General features: G+C 70.9%; 16 protein-coding genes. 2 read left to right on the plus strand and 14 right to left on the minus strand.

The features are described from left to right. Positions 1 to 3 precede the first annotated feature (3 nt). Positions 4 to 3135 carry a multidrug efflux RND transporter permease subunit gene (locus WT16_RS09205; protein ID WP_063533194.1) on the minus strand — a complete coding sequence of 1044 codons (3132 nt, stop codon included), beginning with the start codon at positions 3133 to 3135 and terminating at the stop codon, positions 4 to 6. Positions 3136 to 3151: 16 nt separating this feature from the next. Beyond that, the gene (locus WT16_RS09210; RefSeq protein WP_063533195.1) at positions 3152 to 4351 is read right to left on the minus strand and encodes a MexX/AxyX family multidrug efflux RND transporter periplasmic adaptor subunit; all 1200 of its coding nucleotides are present in this window, start codon (positions 4349 to 4351) and stop codon (positions 3152 to 3154) included. Positions 4352 to 4494: 143 nt separating this feature from the next. Between WT16_RS09210 and WT16_RS09215 the strand changes: the two genes are divergently transcribed. Both WT16_RS09215 and WT16_RS09220 read left to right on the plus strand, forming a co-directional pair. Next, positions 4495 to 5166: a TetR family transcriptional regulator gene (locus tag WT16_RS09215; protein ID WP_063533196.1), complete on the plus strand. Its 672-nt coding sequence runs from the start codon at positions 4495 to 4497 to the stop codon at positions 5164 to 5166. 320 nt (positions 5167 to 5486) lie between these two features. Next, positions 5487 to 6908, plus strand: a complete 1422-nt coding sequence (locus WT16_RS09220; protein ID WP_063533197.1) for a peptidoglycan DD-metalloendopeptidase family protein — start codon at positions 5487 to 5489, stop codon at positions 6906 to 6908. Positions 6909 to 6918: 10 nt separating this feature from the next. On the opposite strand, the gene WT16_RS09225 is transcribed toward WT16_RS09220, so the two are convergent. The 12 genes from WT16_RS09225 to WT16_RS09280 all read right to left on the minus strand — a co-directional run bounded on the left by WT16_RS09225 (position 6919) and on the right by WT16_RS09280 (position 18791). Continuing rightward, positions 6919 to 7662 (minus strand): amino acid ABC transporter permease, encoded by a 744-nt coding sequence (locus WT16_RS09225; RefSeq protein ID WP_063533198.1) that lies wholly within the window; start codon positions 7660 to 7662, stop codon positions 6919 to 6921. Positions 7663 to 7664: 2 nt separating this feature from the next. Beyond that, positions 7665 to 8390 carry an amino acid ABC transporter permease gene (locus tag WT16_RS09230; RefSeq protein ID WP_063533199.1) on the minus strand — a complete coding sequence of 242 codons (726 nt, stop codon included), beginning with the start codon at positions 8388 to 8390 and terminating at the stop codon, positions 7665 to 7667. A 159-nt stretch (positions 8391 to 8549) separates the two neighbouring features. Then, entirely contained in the window at positions 8550 to 9365 is an 816-nt protein-coding gene (locus tag WT16_RS09235) for an ABC transporter substrate-binding protein (RefSeq protein ID WP_063533200.1), read from the minus strand. Between the two features lie 243 nt (positions 9366 to 9608). Then, positions 9609 to 10640, minus strand: a complete 1032-nt coding sequence (locus WT16_RS09240) for a TadG family pilus assembly protein (protein WP_063533201.1) — start codon at positions 10638 to 10640, stop codon at positions 9609 to 9611. After that, positions 10633 to 11061, minus strand: a complete 429-nt coding sequence (locus WT16_RS09245) for a TadE/TadG family type IV pilus assembly protein (protein WP_015601982.1) — start codon at positions 11059 to 11061, stop codon at positions 10633 to 10635. Before WT16_RS09245 ends, WT16_RS09240 begins: the two co-directional genes overlap by 8 nt. Further along, positions 11058 to 12104, minus strand: coding sequence for a tetratricopeptide repeat protein (locus WT16_RS09250; protein ID WP_063533202.1), 1047 nt, complete (start codon positions 12102 to 12104; stop codon positions 11058 to 11060). The genes WT16_RS09245 and WT16_RS09250 overlap by 4 nt, the downstream gene beginning before the upstream one ends. After that, complete coding sequence (locus WT16_RS09255) at positions 12101 to 13045, minus strand: type II secretion system F family protein (protein WP_006026649.1); 945 nt, start codon at positions 13043 to 13045, stop codon at positions 12101 to 12103. The genes WT16_RS09250 and WT16_RS09255 overlap by 4 nt, the downstream gene beginning before the upstream one ends. Next, a complete protein-coding gene (locus tag WT16_RS09260) occupies positions 13042 to 14028 on the minus strand; it encodes a type II secretion system F family protein (protein ID WP_063533203.1) in 987 nt (328 codons plus the stop codon). Before WT16_RS09260 ends, WT16_RS09255 begins: the two co-directional genes overlap by 4 nt. Further along, a complete protein-coding gene (locus WT16_RS09265; protein ID WP_063533824.1) occupies positions 14025 to 15626 on the minus strand; it encodes a CpaF family protein in 1602 nt (533 codons plus the stop codon). Before WT16_RS09265 ends, WT16_RS09260 begins: the two co-directional genes overlap by 4 nt. After that, positions 15626 to 16858: an AAA family ATPase gene (locus WT16_RS09270; protein WP_063533204.1), complete on the minus strand. Its 1233-nt coding sequence runs from the start codon at positions 16856 to 16858 to the stop codon at positions 15626 to 15628. The genes WT16_RS09265 and WT16_RS09270 overlap by 1 nt, the downstream gene beginning before the upstream one ends. Positions 16859 to 16868: 10 nt before the next feature. After that, a complete protein-coding gene (locus tag WT16_RS09275; RefSeq protein ID WP_063533205.1) occupies positions 16869 to 17288 on the minus strand; it encodes a CpaD family pilus assembly lipoprotein in 420 nt (139 codons plus the stop codon). Between the two features lie 33 nt (positions 17289 to 17321). Further along, positions 17322 to 18791 carry a type II and III secretion system protein family protein gene (locus tag WT16_RS09280; protein ID WP_063533206.1) on the minus strand — a complete coding sequence of 490 codons (1470 nt, stop codon included), beginning with the start codon at positions 18789 to 18791 and terminating at the stop codon, positions 17322 to 17324. Between the last annotated feature and the right edge of the window lie 23 nt (positions 18792 to 18814).

Below are 18814 nucleotides of genomic sequence, written 5' to 3' on the forward strand. Positions count from 1 at the left end.
CTTTCACTTGATCTCCAGTGCCGCGTGCGCGCCGCCGCGGCGGCGCGGAACGACGTCGAACACGCGGCCGACGCACACGAAAAAGAGCGGGACGAGGAAGATCGCGAACAGCGTCGCGCTGATCACGCCGCCAAGCACGCCCGTGCCGATCGCGATCTGCGCGCCGGACGCGGCGCCCGTCGCGAACGCGAGCGGCAGCACGCCGACGCCGAACGCGAGCGACGTCATCACGATCGGCCGCAGCCGCAGGCGCGCCGCCTCGAGCGCCGCATCGGCGAGCGACATGCCCTGCGCGACCAGATCCTTCGCGACCTCGACGATCAGGATCGCGTTCTTCGCGGACAGCCCGATCGTCGCGATCAGTCCCACCTTGAAATAGATGTCGTTCGGCATCCCGCGCAGCGTGACGCCCGCCACCGCGCCGATCACGCCGAGCGGCACGACGAGCATCACCGCGAACGGAATCGACCAGCTCTCGTACAGCGCCGCGAGCGCGAGAAACACGACGAGCACCGACAGCGCGAACAGCATCGGCGCCTGCGCGCCCGAGAGCCGCTCCTCGTACGACTGGCCCGACCACGCGTAGCCGATGCCCGCGGGCAGCGCAGACGCGATCCGCTCGATCGCGGCCATCGCCTCGCCGCTGCTGTGCCCGGCCGACGCCGCGCCGTTGATCGTGAACGACGGGAAGCCGTTGTAGCGCGTCAACTGCGGCGGGCCCATCGTCCAGTGCAGCGTCGCGAACGCGGAGAGCGGCACCATCTCGCCCTTCGCGTTGCGCACCCGCAGCTTCGTCACGTCGCCCGGATCGAGCCGGTGCAGCCCGTCCGCCTGCACGATCACGCGGCGCACCTGCGAGCCGTGCATGAAATCGCCGATGTAGTCGGAGCCGAACATCACCGCGAGCGTCGCGTTGATCTCCTCCATCGGCACGCCGAGCGCCGACGCCTTCGCGCGATCGATGTCGAGCTTCAGTTGCGGCGCGTCCTGCGTGCCGGCGAACATCAGATCGGTGAGGACGGGGTCCTTGCGCCCGTCGGCGAGCAGCTTCTCGCGCGCGGCGACGAACGCGCCGTAGCCGAGCCCGCCGCGGTCCTGCAGCCGGAAGTCGAAGCCGCCCGTCAAGCCGAGGTCGGGCAGCGCCGGCATGTTGATTGCGAACACCATCGTGTTCGGCGTGCCCGCGAAACGCGCGTTGATCCCCGCGATGATCGCCTGCACCTGATCCTGCGCCTGCTTGCGCGCCTTCCAGTCCTTCATCGTGACGAAGATCATCCCCCCGTTCGGCCCCTCGCCGTACAGGTTGTAGCCGCCGAGCGCGAACGTGTACGCGCTCGGCGAATGCGTGCGCACGTATTCCTCCACGCGCCGCACGCTCTGCATCGTCTCGGCGAGCGGCGTGCCCTGCGGGCGGATCACCATCACCATGAAGTTGCCCTGATCCTCGTCGGGCAGGAACGCGGCCGGCAGCTTCGTGATCAGCAGCGCGGCGGCGGCCGTCAGCGCGCCGTAGACGGCGAGCCAGCGCAGCGGGCGCGCGAGCACCCGCCCGACGCGCCGCGTGTAGCGCTGCGTCGAGCGCGCGACGAAGCGGTTGAACCAGCCGAAGAAGCCGTCCTTCTCGTGATGGTCGTCGGCGACGGGCCTGAGCAGCGTCGCGCAGAGCGCCGGCGTGAGCGACAGTGCGAGGAACGCCGAGAAGCCGATCGACACCGCGAGCGCGAACGCGAACTGCCGGTAGATGTTGCCGACCGCGCCGCCGAAGAACGCCATCGGCACGAACACCGACGTGAGCACGACGGTGATCCCGACGATCGCGCCGCTGATCTGCTTCATCGCCTTCACGGTGGCCTCGTACGGCGGCAGCTTCTCCTCGACCATCAGCCGCTCGACGTTCTCGACGACGACGATCGCATCGTCGACGAGGATGCCGATCGCGAGCACCATCCCGAACATCGTCAGCACGTTGATCGAGAAGCCCGCGGCGAGCATCGCGCCGAACGTGCCGAGGAGAGCCACGGGCACGACGAGCGTCGGAATCAGCGTCGCGCGGAAGTTCTGCATGAAGAGGAACATCACCGCGAACACGAGCACGCCCGCCTCGACGAGCGTCGTCACGACCTTGCTCATCGATACGCGCACGAACGACGCCGTCTCGTACGGAATCTGGTATTTCACGCCCGGTGGGAAGAACTTCGCGAGCTCGTCCATCGTCGCGCGCACGCGCTTCTCGGTCGCGACCGCGTTGGAGCCGGGCGCGAGCTTGATGCCCATGCCGGTCGCCGTCTTGCCGTTCACGAGCGACGGGTAGTTGTAGTCGTTGCCGCCGAATTCGATTCTCGCGACGTCGCGCAAAAAGAGCGTCGAGCCGTCGGCGCGCGAGCGCAGCGCGATCGCGCCGAACGCGTCGGGCGTCGTGAGCGGCGCGTCCGCGAGCACGGTCGCCGCGATCGGCGCGCTGTCGGGCACCGCGCTGCGGCCGACGTCGCCGATCGTCACGCGCGCGTTGTGCGCGCGCACGGCCGACGCGATGTCGGACGCCGTCAGGCCGAGCGCCGCCATCTTGACGGGGTCCGGCCAGATCCGCATCGCATACTCGGCGCCCCAGAACTGCACCTTGCCGACGCCCTCGACGCGCCGCAGCGCCTGCAGCACGTTCGCCGACGCGTATTCGCCGAGCTCCACGCCCGACAGCCGCCCGTCCTCCGACGTGAGCGACACGATGATCTGCGCGTTGTCGGCCGCCTTCTCGATCGAGATGCCGTCGCGCCGCACGGGCTCGGGCAGCCGCGCCTCGACGGTCTTCAGGCGGTTCTGCACGTCGACGGCCGCGAGATCGGCGCTCACGCCCTGCTTGAACGTGAGCGACAGCGACGCCTGGCCGGCGCTGCTCGTCGCCGACGTATACAGCAGGCCGGGCACGCCGTTCATCTCGCGCTCGATCACGGCCGTGACCGATTCCTCGACGACCTGCGCGGACGCGCCCGGATACGTCGCGTAGAGGCTGACGACGGGCGGCGCGATGTCCGGATACTGCGCGACGGGCAACGCGCGGATCGCGAAGATGCCGCCCAGCATGATGAATAAAGAGATCACCCACGCGAACACGGGGCGATCGATGAAGAAACGAGCCATGATCGAATTGTGCTTGTCAGGTTTGGCGCTTGTCGGGCGCGGCGGCCACGGCGGAACCGGAGGCCGGTTGCGCGGCGCCGCCGCGCTCGACCGCCTTCACGGTCGCGCCCGCTTCGAATTGCGCGGCGTCGTCGACGACGACACGCTCGCCGCCCGCGAGCCCGCGCGTGACGATCCAGTCGCGGCCTTTCATCTGCGCGGCCTCGACCGTCACGTCGCGTATCTTGCCGTTCTGGCCGACAACCTTGACGGTCGCGCTGTCGGCCGTGCGCAGGAGCGCGTCGCGCGGCACGAGGATCGCGTCGCGCGCGATCGCGCGATCGAGCGCGATCCGCACGTACGCGCCCGGCAGCAGCTCGCGCTCCGGATTCGGAAAGAGCGCGCGCATCGCGACCGTGTCGGTCGACGGATCGACCGCGAGATCCGCGAACAGCAGCTTGCCCTTGCGCGCGTATGTGCTGCCGTCCGGACGCACGAGCGTCACCTCGATATCCTGCTGCGCGATGCCCGCCGCGCGTCCGCTCTTCACCGCGCGCCGCAGCGATTCCACCTCGGCGGCGGGCTGCGAGAAGTTCACGTAGATCGGATCGAGCTGCTCGACGGTCGTGAGCGGCGTCGCCTGATCCTGGCCGACGAGCGCGCCTTCCGTCACGAGCGCGCGGCGCGCGCGGCCGTCGATCGGCGACGTGACGGTTGCGTAGTCGAGCTGCAGTTGCGCGCGCGCGAGCTCCGCGCGCGCCGACGCGGCGGCCGCCTTCGCCTGCCGCTCGTCGGCGAGCGCCTCGGTGTGGTCGCGCTCGCTGACCGCGCGGTCGCGCACGAGTTCGTCGTAGCGGTGGCGCTTGTCGAGCGCCGCGAGATACGCGGCCTGCGCCTTCTCGAGCGCGCCCGCGGCCGCATCGCGCGCCGCCTTGAACGGCGCGGGATCGATCCTGAACAGCACCGCGCCGCGCTTGACTTCCTGCCCTTCCTCGTAGATGCGCGCGGTCACGATGCCCGCGACCCGCGCGCGCACCTCGGCCTGCCGGTAGGCATCGAGCCGGCCCGGCAATTCAACCGACAGCGGCACCGATGTCTTCTTCACCGTGACGACGCTCGCCTCGCGCGGCGCGGCGGCGTCGTGCTCGCTTTCGTGCTTGCCGCAGCCGGCCGCGACGAACGCCGCGACCGCGAGCGCCGCCGACAAGCGGCGCACGCGTGCCCATTCGTATTTCATTTTTTCCTCGCAAGTCGCTCGACCGGGACGAATTTGGGGCCGGTCGGGGCGATCGATTATAATCAGTCACGATTGATTAAATAGTGTCGCCCGACATATTGTCGTAAGAAAGCGACAAACATTCGAAAGGGAGCAACACCCACATGGCCCGCAAGACGCGCGAAGAATCGCTGAACACGAAGAACCGGATCCTCGACGCCGCCGAGCTCGTGCTGCTGGAAAAGGGCGTCGGCCAGACCGCGATGGCGGACATCGCGGAGGCGGCCGGCATGTCGCGCGGCGCGGTCTACGGGCACTTCAACGGCAAGATCGAGGTGTGCGTCGCGGTGTGCGATCGCGCGTTCTCGCGCGCGGCCGAGGGCTTCGATCTGTCCGACGAGCGGCCCACGCTCGCGACGCTGCGGCTCGCCGCGTCGCACTATCTGCACCAATGCGGCGAGCCCGGCTCGATGCAGCGCGTGCTCGAGATCCTCTACATGAAATGTGAGCAGAGCGAGGAAAACGCGCCGCTGATGCGCCGGCGCACGCTCTACGAATTGCAGACGCTGCGCATCGCGAAGGCGCTGCTGCGCCGCGCGGTCGCCGCGGGCGAACTCGACGCGTCGCTCGACGTGCATCTGGCGGGCGTCTATCTGCTGTCGCTGCTCGAAGGCATCTTCGGCTCGATGATCTGGACGACGCGGCTGCGCGGAGATCGCTGGCGCGACGCCGAAGCGATGCTCGACGCGGGCGTCGATGCGCTGCGCGCGTCGCCCGCTCTACGGATGGCCGAAGATTGCGCGCCGCGCGCTTTGTCGCGCGCAAACGCGCGCTGAGCGCGCATCGCAGGCTTTGCGTATCCGCCCCTACATAAAATCGTCAAATTGTCCGGAACATTTGCGCGCGCCGCGCGGTCATCCTGGATGGCGTCGATGCTTCATCTGGGTTTGAACCCTCGGAAACCGAATCGCCGTTCGGAGCGGACATCGTCCGCGTCGTTGGGCCGGGCGGCGCGCAGCGGGGCGCGTTCCGTTCGCGAGCGCGCCCCGCCGCGTTGACGCCCAGGCGCTGCCGGCCCGCCCCGACGCGGGTTCCAACGCAGTCGCCGCCCACACCCTTTTCGTTCGAACCGCCCTTTTCAAGGATGTGGACACTCTTGGCCAAGCCAATCGCGCAATCCGTTTCCGTTTCTTCCGTCTCTTTCGCCGATCCCGCGTCCGTCGCCGGATCGGCGGCTCGCTCGGCCCCTCCTCGTTCGTTCAGGCGCAAGCTGCCCGCGGCGGGCGCGCTCGGCGCGCTGATCGCCTGCGGCCTCGCGGCGCTGCCGGCCGTGTCGAAGTCGCCCGATGCGTCGAGCGCGAACGCCGCGCGCACGCCGCAGCGCGTGTTCGCCGACACGCCGTTTCCGAGCGCGCAGCGCTTCGTCACGGGCGAGCTCGAGCGCCTGATCGCCGAGCAGAACCCGCCTGCCGCGCCGCTGCGAACGCTCGCCGCGCGTCGCCAAGAGTCGGCGGGCCCGACGCTCGGCGATGCGCAGGCGGACGTCACGCAGCCCGGCCCGGCGCAGCCGGGGCTCGCGCGGCCCGGCGCGAGCCCCGGACTCTTCGCGTCGCTCGCCGCGCACCGCAACCAACTGCTCGGCTACGACGGCCGCGCGTTCTCGCTCGCCGATTCCGTGCTCGCGCTCACGGACAGCGGCGTGCGCGCCGGGCCGATCGACGACACGCTCGCCGACACGCTGAACCGGATCGACATCCCGCCCGAAGTACGCATCCAGATCGGCGACCTGATCGCCGACCGCGTGCAGTCTCACGCGAACGCGCAACAGGGCGACCGCTACCGGATCGCGTTCGACGCCGCATCGGGCAAGCCGCGCGTGACCGCGCTCGAGCTGCGCGTCGCGGGCCGCCGGTTCGGCGCGGTCTGGTTCAAGCCGCCGGGCGCGGCGGGCGGCGCGTACTACGCGTTCGACGGCGCGCCGCTCGACGCGCCCGCGCTCACGATGCCCGTCGTCAGCACGCGCATCAGCTCGTACTTCGGCGAGCGCGTGCACCCGCTGTCGCACATCCTGCAAATGCACACGGGCGTGGATCTCGCCGCGCCGGCCGGCACGCGCGTCGACGCGGCGGCGGCGGGCGTCGTGTCGTTCGTCGGCTACGATGCGCTCGGCTACGGCAAGTATGTCGTCATCGACCATCCGGACCGCACGTCGACTTACTACGCGCATCTGTCGGCGTTCGCGCCGGGGCTCGACGTCGGGATGAGGGTCGCGCAGGGCCAGCGGATCGGCTCGGTCGGCGCGACGGGCGCGGCGACGGGCCCGCATCTGCATTTCGAGGTGCGCGTCGACGATCGGCCGGTCGATCCGCTCGTCGCGCTCGCCAACGCGCAGAACACGCTGTCGGCGATGCAGCTCGACGCGTTCAGGCGCGTCGCGAGCGAGGCGCGCTTCCGGCTCGCATCGGGCGGCGCGCGGCCGCTCGGCTTCGCGCAGGTCGACGCGCCGCTGTGGGCCGAGTTCGCGACCGATACGTCGACGCTGCGCGCGATCTTCAACACGCATTACGCGTCGTCGTGACGCCGCGACGCTATCGCGGCCCGCCCGACGCCGGCTGCGCGGCAGTTGCGCGCGACGCCTCGTCGCCGCGCGGCGAGCCGCGCCGACGGCCCGCGAGCAGCCACGTCGCCGCGACGTCGAGCGCGGTGCAGAGAATCAGGTAGATCACGCCGACGAACAGGAAGATCTGCGCGGGATACACCATCAGCCGATTGTTGACCTGCGTCGCGACGAACGACAGCTCCGGCACGCCGACGATGTACGCGAGCGACGTATCCTTCACGAGCGACACCCACTGGTTGACGAACGACGGCGTCATGATCTTCACCGCCTGCGGCAGCAGCACGTGGCGCACCGTCTGCCAGCGCGTGAGCCCGAGCGACAGCCCGGCCTGCCACTGCCCGTCGCCCGCCGCCCGGATGCCCGCGTGCACCGAATGCGCGAGATACGCGCCGCCGACGAGCGACAGCGCGCACACGACGGCCGCGAGCCCCGGCACGTCCGCGTGCAGCAGCACGGGCAGCAGGAAGTAGGTCCAGAAAATCAGCATCAGCACCGGAATCGCGCGGAAAAAGCCGATCACGACAACGAGCGCGCCGCGCAGCGCGCCCGTCGCGAGCGCGAGCGCGACGCCGAGCGCGACGCCCAGCACGGCCGATGCGAGCGCCGACGCGAGCGCGAGCACGAGCGACAGCGCGGCGCCGCCGAGCGGGCCGTCGGGAAACGCGCCGACGAGCAGGTACGGCAGGTTGTGCGCGAGTATCGACAGATCCATCGTCAGCGCCCTGCGAACGTGCGATCGCGGCGCCGCACCGTCCATTGCGCGAACGCTTCGACGGCCGCGACCGCCGCGATGTACAGCACGGTCGACACGCCGAACGCGGCGAAGGTCCGGAACGTCTCGGTCTCGACCTGGCGCGACGCATACGACAGCTCGGCGACGCCGATCGCCATCGTCAGCGACGAGTTCTTGATCAGATTCATGTATTGGCCGAAGAGCGGCGGCAGCGCGATCCGCACCGCCTGCGGCAGCACGACGAACCGAAACGTCTGCAGCGGCGACAGGCCGAGCGCGCTCGCCGCGTGATGCTGCGCGGCCGGCACGCCGCGCAGCCCCGCCTGGAACTCCTCGGCGACGAACGCGCTCGTGTAGCAGCTCAGGCCGACCCAGCCCGCGACGAACTCGAACGACGGCCAATGCAGCTCGACGCCGCCCAGGGCCGCCGCATGGCGCGCGTTGAGCCACGCCATCACGGGCTCGGGCAGCAGCGACGCGACGCCGAAATACCAGAACAGCAATTGCACGACGAGCGGCGTGTTGCGAAACGCGACGACGTACGCGGCCGCCGCGCGCCTCGGCCATGCGCGCTTCGCATACCGCGCGATCGCGAGCGCGAAGCCCGCGAGCGTCGCCGCGACGGCCGCCGCGAACGACAGGCCGAGCGTCAGCAGGAAACCCTGCCATAACCACATCAGATATTTGGGAGCGAGCCAGGCGTCCATCTCGTTGCTTCGGGCCGCCGGGGCGGGCGGCCGCAGGTTGCGTGCCGCGTGATTGCGTGTCGCGCGCCTCGATCGCGCACGCGCTCGCATCACGCGCGAATGCGGGCCGCATGCGGCGTGCAGGCGGCCCGCGCGGGTTCAGCGGGCTCGGCGCTGCGTTCAGCGCTTGTCGCCGATCCGGAAGATCCGCGCGAGCGGCGTCTTCGTGTTCGGCCCGAACCATGCATCGTAGATCCGGCCCGCGCGGCCGTTCGCTTCGAGATTCGTCAGCGTATCGTTGACGAACGCGACGAGCCGCGTCTCGCCCTTCGGCACGCCGACGCCCATGTAATCGTTCGAGATCGAAAACGCCGGCACTTCGTAGTTCTGCTTGTCCGGCACGTTCGCGAGCAGGCCGATCAGCTTCGGGCCGTCCTGCGTGATCGCCTGCACGTTGCCCGCGCGCAGCGCGGCGAACGCGAACGGCGTGTCGTCGTACGCGACGATCGTCGCCTTCGGGAATTTCTCGCGCAGCGTGACTTCGTTCGTCGTGCCCTTGTCGGCGCCGACGCGCAGGCCGTTCAGTTGGTCGGCCGATTTCAGCACGCCCTTCTTCGCGAGGAACTGCTGGCCGGACGCGAAATACGGAATGCTGAAGTCGACCTGCTTCGCGCGCTCGTCGGTGATCGTGAAGTTCGCCAGCACGAGATCGACCTTGCCCGAGGTCAGGAACGGAATGCGGTTCGCGGGATTGGTGGGCTGCAGCTTCAGCCTGACGCCGAGCCTGTCGGCGAGCGCCTGCGCATAGTCGACGTCGAGGCCGACGATCCGGTTCGTCTTCGGATCGACGAAGCCGAATGGCGGATTGCTGTCGAACGTCGCGACGCGCAGCACGCCGGACTTCTTGATGTCGTCGAGGCGGTCCGCGTGCGCGGCCGCATGCGCGGCGACGAGCGACAGACCGATGAGCCAGGTAGCGAATGGCTTGAGTTTCATTGGTGCGTTTCTCTTGTTCTAGGTGACGCCGGCGCGGCGCGTCCGGCTGATGAGCGACGCGGCGCGCGATGCGCCGCGAGTCCGTCACCGTATCAGTGCATGCACCGTTTTCGAACCAAGAAATGCTGCTGAACTCAGCAGTTTTCATGCTATCGCGTGCGCGGGCGGCGTGCGATGCGGCGCGGCGCGTTCGCGTCGGCGCGCGCCGCGATCATGCGCGTGGCCGCAGGCGTGCGTCCGCGCTCAATACGCGAGACGCGGCGCGACGTACGCGCCGTACGCGGGCCCGACGCCGCCTGCGCTCGCGGGAATCCGGTAGCCGCCGACGAAGTGGCCGGTGATCGCCTTGATGTTCGCGCCGTTGGACGCGTCGATATGAAGCGCGGCGAACGCGACGACCGGCACATAGGTCTTGCTGCTGATCTGCGTGGCGACCGGCACGACGACCGTCACGCCGACCGGCACGTCGTAGTAGATCGCAGTCTTCATGCCGGGCTCGATCCAGATGCTGTCGCCGATCGAGAGCGGCGTCGGGTTGCCGTTCGCGATCAGTCCGCGCACGGTCGGCACGTCGTTCGCGTTGACGAGAAACGTCGTCCACTGGCCGGCATAGCATGTGCCGCCGTAAGTCTGGCCGTTGCCGACCTGGAACTCGTACGGCGCGCCCGTCGCCGGATCGACGCGCGGCGCGCCCGCCTGCGCGTCCCAGTACTGGTCGAGCACGCATTGATCGATGACCATCGGAAAGAGCCCGCCCGCGCCGAGCGTCGACGGCGCGGCGGCAACCGCGACCGCCGTCGCCGCCGCGGGCGTGCCGACGAGGCCGAGGAAGCCGCCCATCAGCAGCGCAAGCGGCCCGCCGTTGCGGTTCGTCGCGCGCGTGACGGTTGCCTGCACGGCCGGCACGTCGTATGCGCCGGGCACGAGCGTCGTCGGCTCGAGGCCGGCGGGCGCGCCCGTCACGTTCCAGTAGCCCGTCTGCACCGTGCCGCTCGACAGCGTCGCGCCGTCGGCCGCGTTCAGCGACAGCGCGGCGCTTGCCGCGCTCGCGGCCGCCGCCCACCCGGGCGCGCCCGGGCTCGACTCGAGCGACGCGGCGCCGGCGAGCGCGGCCGCATCCGCCGCGTTCTGCAGTTCGTTGCGCGCGGTGGCGACGTGCGGCAAGTCGATCGCGAACGCGCCGAAGAGCAGCAGCACCGGCAGGAACAGCAGGAACCACAGCACGACGGAGCCGCGCTCACGGCGGCGCGCGGCGGCGGCGCGACGCTCATTCATAGTTCATCACCGTCACGGCCGTCAGCGTGATCGGGCCCGTCAGCGCGCTCAGCGCGGAGCCGAGCACGAGGCCCTGATACGTGTAGCTGACGGTCACTTTCAACGGGCTGCCGGGCGACGTGCCGGCCGACTGGTCGACGTTGACGACGGGCGCGCCGACCGTGCCGCCGCTCACGAGGCTGCCCTGCGCGTACGACAGCGCGACCTTCGCGATGTCGGTCGCGGCCAGTTGCGGCACGCGCACGACGACGCCCGCGCGCGCGGCCTCGCGGCTCGCGTTGGTGATCACCGCCTTGTCGCAGAGCAGCAGACTCGTGTCGACGATGCCGAACAGCACGAGCATCATGAACGGAAACACGAGCACGAATTCGAGCGACACCACGCCGCGCTCGTCGCGCACCAGCCGGGAGACGCGTTTCATTTGACGATCTCCGCGCGCACGGGCGCGGGGCCGGCGTCGGCGGTCGCGCCCGCTGCCGCCGCTGCATGCGCCGCGTTCGCCTCGCCTGTCGCACTCGTCACATTCGGCGCGCCGCCCGGACTGCCCGCCCCCGCCGCCCTTCGCTCGCGCACGTTCCGGTAGAAACGCAGGTTGTCCTCCGCCGACGCCGCCGGCAGATCGTGAATGAGGATGCGCTTCGCGGCATCGTCGTTGCCGAGCATCCCGTATGCGAGCGCAAGGTCCTCTCGCGCCTGCGCCGGCGCGTTCGGCAGCCCCGCGACGTCGAGCAGCACGTTCGCGCCCTCGCGCGCGCGATTCGCGAGCACGAGCGACAGGCCGAGATCGGTCGTGAGCGCGTGCGCGTCCGGATGGCGCGCGAGCGCCGCGCGATACACGCGCTGCGCGTCGTCGTGCCGCCCGAGCAGATCCAGCACCGTGCCGAGGCCGGCCGCCGCCGCGATGTTCTCCGGATGCGCGGCGTTCAGCTTCGCGTAACGCGCGAGCGCGTCGTCGAGATGCCGCTCGCGCAGCGCGACGCGCGCGAGGCCCAACTGCGCGCGCGGATCGTCCGGCGCGGCGGTCGCCGCCTGCGCATACAAGACACCCGCGCGCGCAAGTTCGCCCGTCTGGTACATCGCATCGCCAAGCCCGACCTGCGCGGGCAGCGACCGCGGGTCGGCCTTCAGCGCGCGCTCGAAGAGCGTCGCCGCGAGCTCCGCGTTGCCGGCCGCGAGCGCGCTCTCGGCGACGGTCAGATCGCTGTCGCCGACCGTGCCGCGCTGCGACAGCACTGGCCGCGGCTGAAACGCGCCGTGGCTCGCGCAGCCCGCGAGCAGCGCGGCGAACGACAGGGAGAACAGCAAGGAGAACAACGGGGAGAACAACGGGCAGAACACCCGCGCGGCCGGCGTCGCGCGGCGCAGGCGCCCCACGCGCCCTGCCCGCCCTGCATGCCCCTCGCGGCCGATGCGCCGCGCCGTGCATGCGCGGTCGCATGCGTCGTCGAAATGTGGCTCGTTCATTTGTGGAACACCGCTATCAGTCGAATCACCGCCGGCCCCGCCGCGATCAACGCGACGGTCGGCATCACGAACAGCATCATCGGCAGCGTCATCTTCGGCGCGAGCTTCGCCGCCTTTTCCTCGAGCGCGATCATCTGCATCGCGCGCTCCGTGCGCGACAGCATCCGCAGCGACTGCGTGATCGGCGTGCCGTACTGCTGCGACTGGACGAGCGTCGTCACGAGCGCGCGCATCGACGGCAGGCCGATGCGCGCGGCCATCGCGTTGAGCGCGAACGCGGGCTCGCCGCCGATCTGCAGTTCGTTCGCGCAGACGGAGAATTCGTCGGCGAGCGGCGGGCAGATCGTCTTCAGCTCGGACGCGACGCGCCGGATCGCGACCGAGAGGCTGTTGCCCGCGTTCGTGCAGATGACGAGCAGATCGAGCGCGTCGGGCAGGTACGCGGCGATCGTCTTCTGGCGGCGCGCGACCGCGAAGCCGAGCGCGTGCTCGGGCAGCATCATGCCGATCACGAACGCGCCCGCCATCATCAGCACGCGCAGCACGACATAATCGCCGGCGCGCGGCACGTGCGCGCCGACGACGAGCGCGGCGAGCCCCGCGCACGCGCCGACGACGAGCTTGAGCCCCACCATCACCGACACCGCGTGGCACTCGCGAAAGCCCGCGCTCGCGAGCCGCGCGGCGAGCTTCATCCGCTGCGTCGCGTCGACGACGGGCACCCGCTCGCCGAGCGACGCCACCCGCTGCGCGACGCGCCGCGGCACGCTGCGCGCGCCGTCGTCCACGGGCGCGTAGACGGCCGCTGCGCGCGCGGCGCTCGCGCGCGCACGCTGCGCGACGCGCCGGCGCGCCGCGACGTCGCGCGCGAGCAGCCACGCAAGCGCCACGACAGCGGCGAGCACGAGCATGATGGCGATCGACAGCGCGGCCGGGTTCATCGCGACGTGTCCAGGTTGGCGATCTTGCGAATCATCGCGAGGCCGATCGTGAGCAGCACCGCGGCGAGGATCAGCATCTTGTGCCCCGCGCGCGTGCGGAACAGCAGGTCGATGTACGGCCGGTTCACGACGAACAGGAACGCGGCGATCGCGAACGGCACGGCCGCGATGATCTTGCTCGCGATGCGCCCTTCCGCCGTCAGCGCGCGCGTCTTCATCCGGATGTCGCGACGCGTGCGGATGATGCCCGAGAGGTTCTCGAGCGTCTCCGTCAGATTGCCGCCCGTCTCGCGCTGCAACACGAGGCACACGCCGAAGAACGAGAAATCGGCGAGCTGCAGGCGCTCGGCCTGCTGCTCGAGCACGTCCTTCAGGTCCGCGCCGACGCGCAGCGCATCGCCCATCGCGCGAAACGTCGCGCGCACGGGCTCCTCGCTTTCGCGGCCCGCGGTGCCGATCGCCTGTGCGACGGGGATGCCCGCGCGCACCGCGCGGATGATCAGATCGAGCGCGTCCTGGAACACGCCGAGAAAGCGTTGCTTGAAGCGCGCGATCAGAATCCGGTAGACGGCGCGCGCCGCGCCGGCCGCGAGCGCCGCCGCGAGCGCGATCCGCAGCCACGGCGCGACGCCCGCGAACGACGCGCCGACGAAGCCCGCGAGCGCCGCGAGCGCGGAGGCGAACGCGATCGCGCGCGCGCCGCCCGCGCCCGCCGCCGTGCGCACGCGCTCGCCGCGTGCGCGCAGCCATGCGCGCAGCGCGCCGTCTTCGCCTTCGCCGTGCGGGCGGGTGAACAATTGCTGGCCGACGCGCGACGCGTGCGCGGGCGGCGCGCTGCGCCCCGCGGCGCGCAGCGCGCCGACGCGCGCCCGCACGCGCGCGGCGGGCCGCCGACGCGCGAGATCGTGCAGCGCGCGCACGACGAAGCCCGCGACGACGATCGCGAAGAACGCGCCGACGGCAACGACGTCCGCGGCGCTCACGGCTGCAACGCGCCGAGCAGCGCGCCCTCGAGGCCGTAATACGCGGCGCGCTGCGCGAACGCCGGCCGCAGCGAAGACGATTCGAACATCCCGTGCACCTGCTCCTGGAACGCGCTCGCGTCGTAGCGGAACGCGAACAGATCCTGCGTGATCACGACGTCGCCCTCCATGCCCGCGATCTCGGTCACGCGCGTGACGCGCCGCACGCCGTCGCGCATCCGCTCGATCTGCAGGATCATGTGCACCGCGCTCGCGATCTGCCGGCGGATCGACACGAGCGGCAGGTTGCCGTTGGCCATCATCACCATGCTCTCGAGGCGCGTGATCGCATCGCGCGGCGTGTTCGCGTGGATCGTCGTCATCGAGCCGTCGTGCCCGGTGTTCATCGCCTGCAGCACGTCGAACGCCTCCGGGCCGCGCGTCTCGCCGAGGATGATCCGGTCGGGGCGCATGCGCAGCGCGTTGCGCACGAGATCGCGCTGCGACACGCCGCCCAGCCCCTCGCTGTTCTCCGGACGGGTCTCGAGGCTCACCACGTGCGGCTGCTGCAGTTGCAGCTCGGCTGCGTCCTCGATCGTCACGACGCGCTCGTGCGAATCGATGAAGTGCGACAGCGCGTTCAGCAGCGTCGTCTTGCCGGAGCCCGTGCCGCCCGAGATCACGATGTTCAGCCGGCACGCGCTCGCGATCTTCAGCACCTCGACCATCGCCTGCGACAGGTTGCCCTGCTGCGCCATCCGCGCGAGCGTGATGTTGCGCTTCGCGAACTTGCGGATCGAGATCGACGCGCCGCGGATCGCGATCGGCGGCAGCACGACGTTCACGCGGCTGCCGTCCGCGAGCCGCGCGTCGACCATCGGGCTGCTCTCGTCGACGCGCCGCCCGACCGCCGCCGCGATCCGCTGCGCGACGTTGATCACGTGCGCGTTGTCGCGGAACTTCAGCGGCGTGAGCTCGAGCTTGCCCGCGCGCTCGACGTACACCTGGTCGGGGCCGTTGACGAGGATGTCGGTCACACGCTCGTCCGCGAGGAGCGGCTCGATCGGGCCGACGCCGAACATGTCGTTGAGGATCTCGTCGACGATGAGCGCCTGCTCGGCGAGCGTCACCGTCAGGCGCTCGCGCGCGATCATGTCGGCGGCCGTCTGCTCGATGCCTTCGCGCACCTCGGCGCGCGACATCATCAGCGCGGCCGACATGTTCATCGACGAGAACACGACCGCGCGGATCGTCCTGAACGTCTCCGAGCGGATCAGCGCCTCGTGGTGGTCTTGCGCGTGGCCGGAGCCGTCCGGGTCGTTTCGATCGTCGCGATCGTCGCGATCGTCGCGATCGTCGCGATTGTCCCGAGCGTCGCAATCGTCCCGAGCGTCGCGCGGCGCGCGCGGATGGCCGTCGGGTGCGCCGCTTTCCCGCCGGGCGCCCGCGGGCGGATTCGCGCGCGACGCGCCGCCCGCATCGGGCGCATCGGGCGCATCGGGCGCCGACGCGTGCCCGACGGCGGGCGCCGCGCCCGGCAACGCGGCGTCGTTCGCGAACTCGCGCGCGCCGACGTCGGCGCCGGGCGCGAACGAAGATGACGGGCGGCGGCCGAACATCATCGCGCGCCCCGCGCGCCGGCAAGCCGCGCGTACCACGGCCGGCGCGGCGCGCTCGCCGCGTCGGCGCCCGTCAGCCCTTGCGCGAGCGCGGCGATGCCGGCCGCGAAGCCGCCGCGCGGCGCGTCGAGCGCCGCGCCGAGATTCTCGGCGACGGCGAGCGTGAGCGGCTCGTACGGCAGCTCGAGCGCCGACGCACGCCCGACCGCGCGCGCGAAGTCGGCCGGCTCGACGCGGCCGCGCACCGGCTGCTGCGCGTTGTTGAGGATCAGCGACACGTGCGCGTCGCCGTCGAGCGCCTCCGCATGATGCAGCAGCCGAGCCACCTCGCGCGCCGCATGCACCGAGCGGTCGGCGACGATGTAGACGCTCGCGCACGCGGCGAGCGCTTCGTCGGCGAGCCGGCCCGCGCGCTCGGGCAGATCGAGCAGCACGTAATGGAACTGATGCCGGAGCGCGCCGACGAGCCCCGCCACCGCGCCCGCGCGCAACGGCGCCTCGCTGTCGTACGGCAGCTCGGCCGACAGCACCGAGAGCCGGTCGCTCTGCGCGACCATCGCGTGCTTGATCAACTGCGCGTCGAGCCGCTGCGGATTCTGCAGCAGCTCGACGAGCCCCTGATTGCTCACGACGCCGAGCATCGAGCACGCCGCGCCGCCGTGGCAATCGAAATCGACATACGCGACGCGGCGGCGGATGCGGTCCGCGAGATGGCGCGCGAGCGCGACCGCGATGCTCGTCACGCCGACGCCGCCGCGCGCGCCGACGAAGCCGATCGCCTTGCCGGTACGCGCAGCCGCGCCCGGATCGGCTGCGGACAGCGCGCGGTGCACGAGCTCGACGGTCAGCGGCTTGACGAGATAGTCGCGCACGCCGATGCGCAGCATGTTGCGGAACAGGCCGACGTCGTTCTGCTCGCCGATCACGATCACGTTCACCGACGGATCGCAGACGTCGGCGAGCCGCGCGAGATCGGACAGCGGCATCGCCGCGCCCGACACGTCGACGAGCAGATGCTGCGGCCCGTGCGGCAGATCGCGCATCAGCGCGATCGCGTCGTCGATCGCGCCGCGCGCGACGTGCGCGCCCGTTATCGCCTGATCGACGATCAGGTTGCGGATCGCTTCGTCGCTCGCCGTGTCGGCGACGATCGCGATCAGGCGCGCGCCGCCCGCCGCCTCGCGCAGGTCCTTCGCGCGCCGCGCGCCGCCCATCAGATCGAGTGCTCCCATCTCGCCTCCGCTAATGCGTGACGGACGTCGTCGTCGACGTCGGGTTGAGCGGCGTCGTGCGGCCCTCGTCGTAACGGCGCACCGCGCTCGCGCCGAGCGCCGCGTCCGCGCCCGCGTAAGGCAGCGGCGCGACGAGATCGGCGGGCCGCGCGAGCATCGCCGCGAGGTTGCCGTAGGTCGCGCAGCCGAAGCTCACGCCGGGCCGCGCGCGGCCCGCGTCGATCATCTGCGAGCGCTGCTCGAGCGCCGCGCAGTCGGGTGCGCGCGCGAGCCCCGTGCGCGCGTCGTAGCCGATCACCGACGCATCGGGCATCCCGTACGGCGGATGGCCGGCCATGCAGCCGCCGAGCGCGGCGAGCGCCGTCCACGCGCACGCGGCCACCGCGCGCGACGCGTGCCGGCGCAGCGTGTGTTCCAATCGAATCGCCATCGCATGCCTCCGTGTTCCTCTTGCCTTCCGTCGTCAGTAGACGAAGCCCGCCGGGCCCGCAAGCCGCGGCGCATCGCCGCCGAGCGGATCGATGCCGAGCGAGCGCTGCAGCACGAATTCGATGTCGCTGCTCGGGCGCGTGACGTCGTCGAGCGCGTCGTGCAGCTCGCCCGGATTCGCCGGCTGCACGATGTACGGCGTGACGATCACGACGACCTCGGTCTTGTCGTTCAGGTAATTGCGCGACGAGAACAGCTTGCCGAGCACGGGCAGCCGCGCGAGCCCCGGCAGCTCGGCGAGCACGTCGCTGCTCTTGCTCTGCAGGAGGCCGCCGATCGCGAAGCTCTGCCCACTCGACAGCTCGACCGTCGTGTCGACGCGCCGCACCGTCAGCGCCGGCACCTTGATGCTGCCCGTCGTCACGCTGTTGGTGGGATCGATCTCGCTCACCTCCGGGCGCACCTTGAGGCTGATCCGGTTGTCGGCGAGCACGGTCGGCGTGAAATCGAGCGACACGCCGTAAGGCTTGAACTGGATCGTGATCGCGCCCGTCGTGTCCTGCGCGACCGGAATCGGAAACTCGCCGCCCGCGAGAAAGCTCGCGGTCTGGCCGGAGATCGCGGTGAGGTTCGGCTCGGCGAGCATCGTGATGAGGCCCTCCTGATCGAGCGCGTCGAGCACGCCGTCGATCGAGTAGCGCGACGTGTGAAAGCCGCCCAGCACCGAGAACGCGCCCGACGGCGACAGATCGAACGCCTTCGACGCCGTATCGAACAGCGTGCGCCCGTTGAACAGCCCGCCGACGAAATTGCCGCTCGCGCCGAGCGCGCTCCAGTTGATGCCGAGCTGCTGCGTGATGTTGCGGTCGACCTCGGTGATGCGCACGCGCAGATGCACCTGGATCGGCCGCGCGAGCGTGAGCCGGTTGACGAGCGATTCCTGCTGGCGCAGGTAAGGCTTGAGCGTCTGCGCGACGGCGTCCGCGTCCGCGGCGCTCGGCACGCGCCCGCTCACCATCAGCGAGCCCGGCGCGCCCGCGAGCGTCAGATGCAGTTGCGGGAAGCGCGCGTCGAGGATGCGCTGCAGCGACGGCGTGTCGACGTCGACGACGACGGTCTCGCGCAGAATCGTCCGGTTGTTCGCGCCGAGCGCGAACAGCGTCGTCGTGCCGGCTTTCTTGCCGAGCACGAACACGGCCTGCGGCGTCGGCACGTGCACGTCGGCGACGTCCGGGTCCGCGACGAACACCGCGACCGCGGGCTCCGGCAGCTTCACCATCTCGCCGCCGCCGGCGGGCACGGCGAGCACCGGCGCGGGCTCGGCCGCACGCGCGAGCCGCGGCGCGACCGTCATCGCGCTCAGCGCAACCGCGAGCCACCCCAGCGCGGCCGCCGCCGCGCGCCGCCCGCTTGCACGCGCGCGCGAGCGCACCGCGTGCGGCGATGCCGATGCCGATGCCGACGCCGCTTGCCGCACGCCGATCGCGCCAATCACGCTCCCCATTTCGACTCGTCCTCCTGATCGAT

Source organism: Burkholderia sp. MSMB1589WGS (assembly GCF_001636105.1).
Classification (GTDB): Bacteria; Pseudomonadota; Gammaproteobacteria; order Burkholderiales; family Burkholderiaceae; genus Burkholderia; species Burkholderia humptydooensis.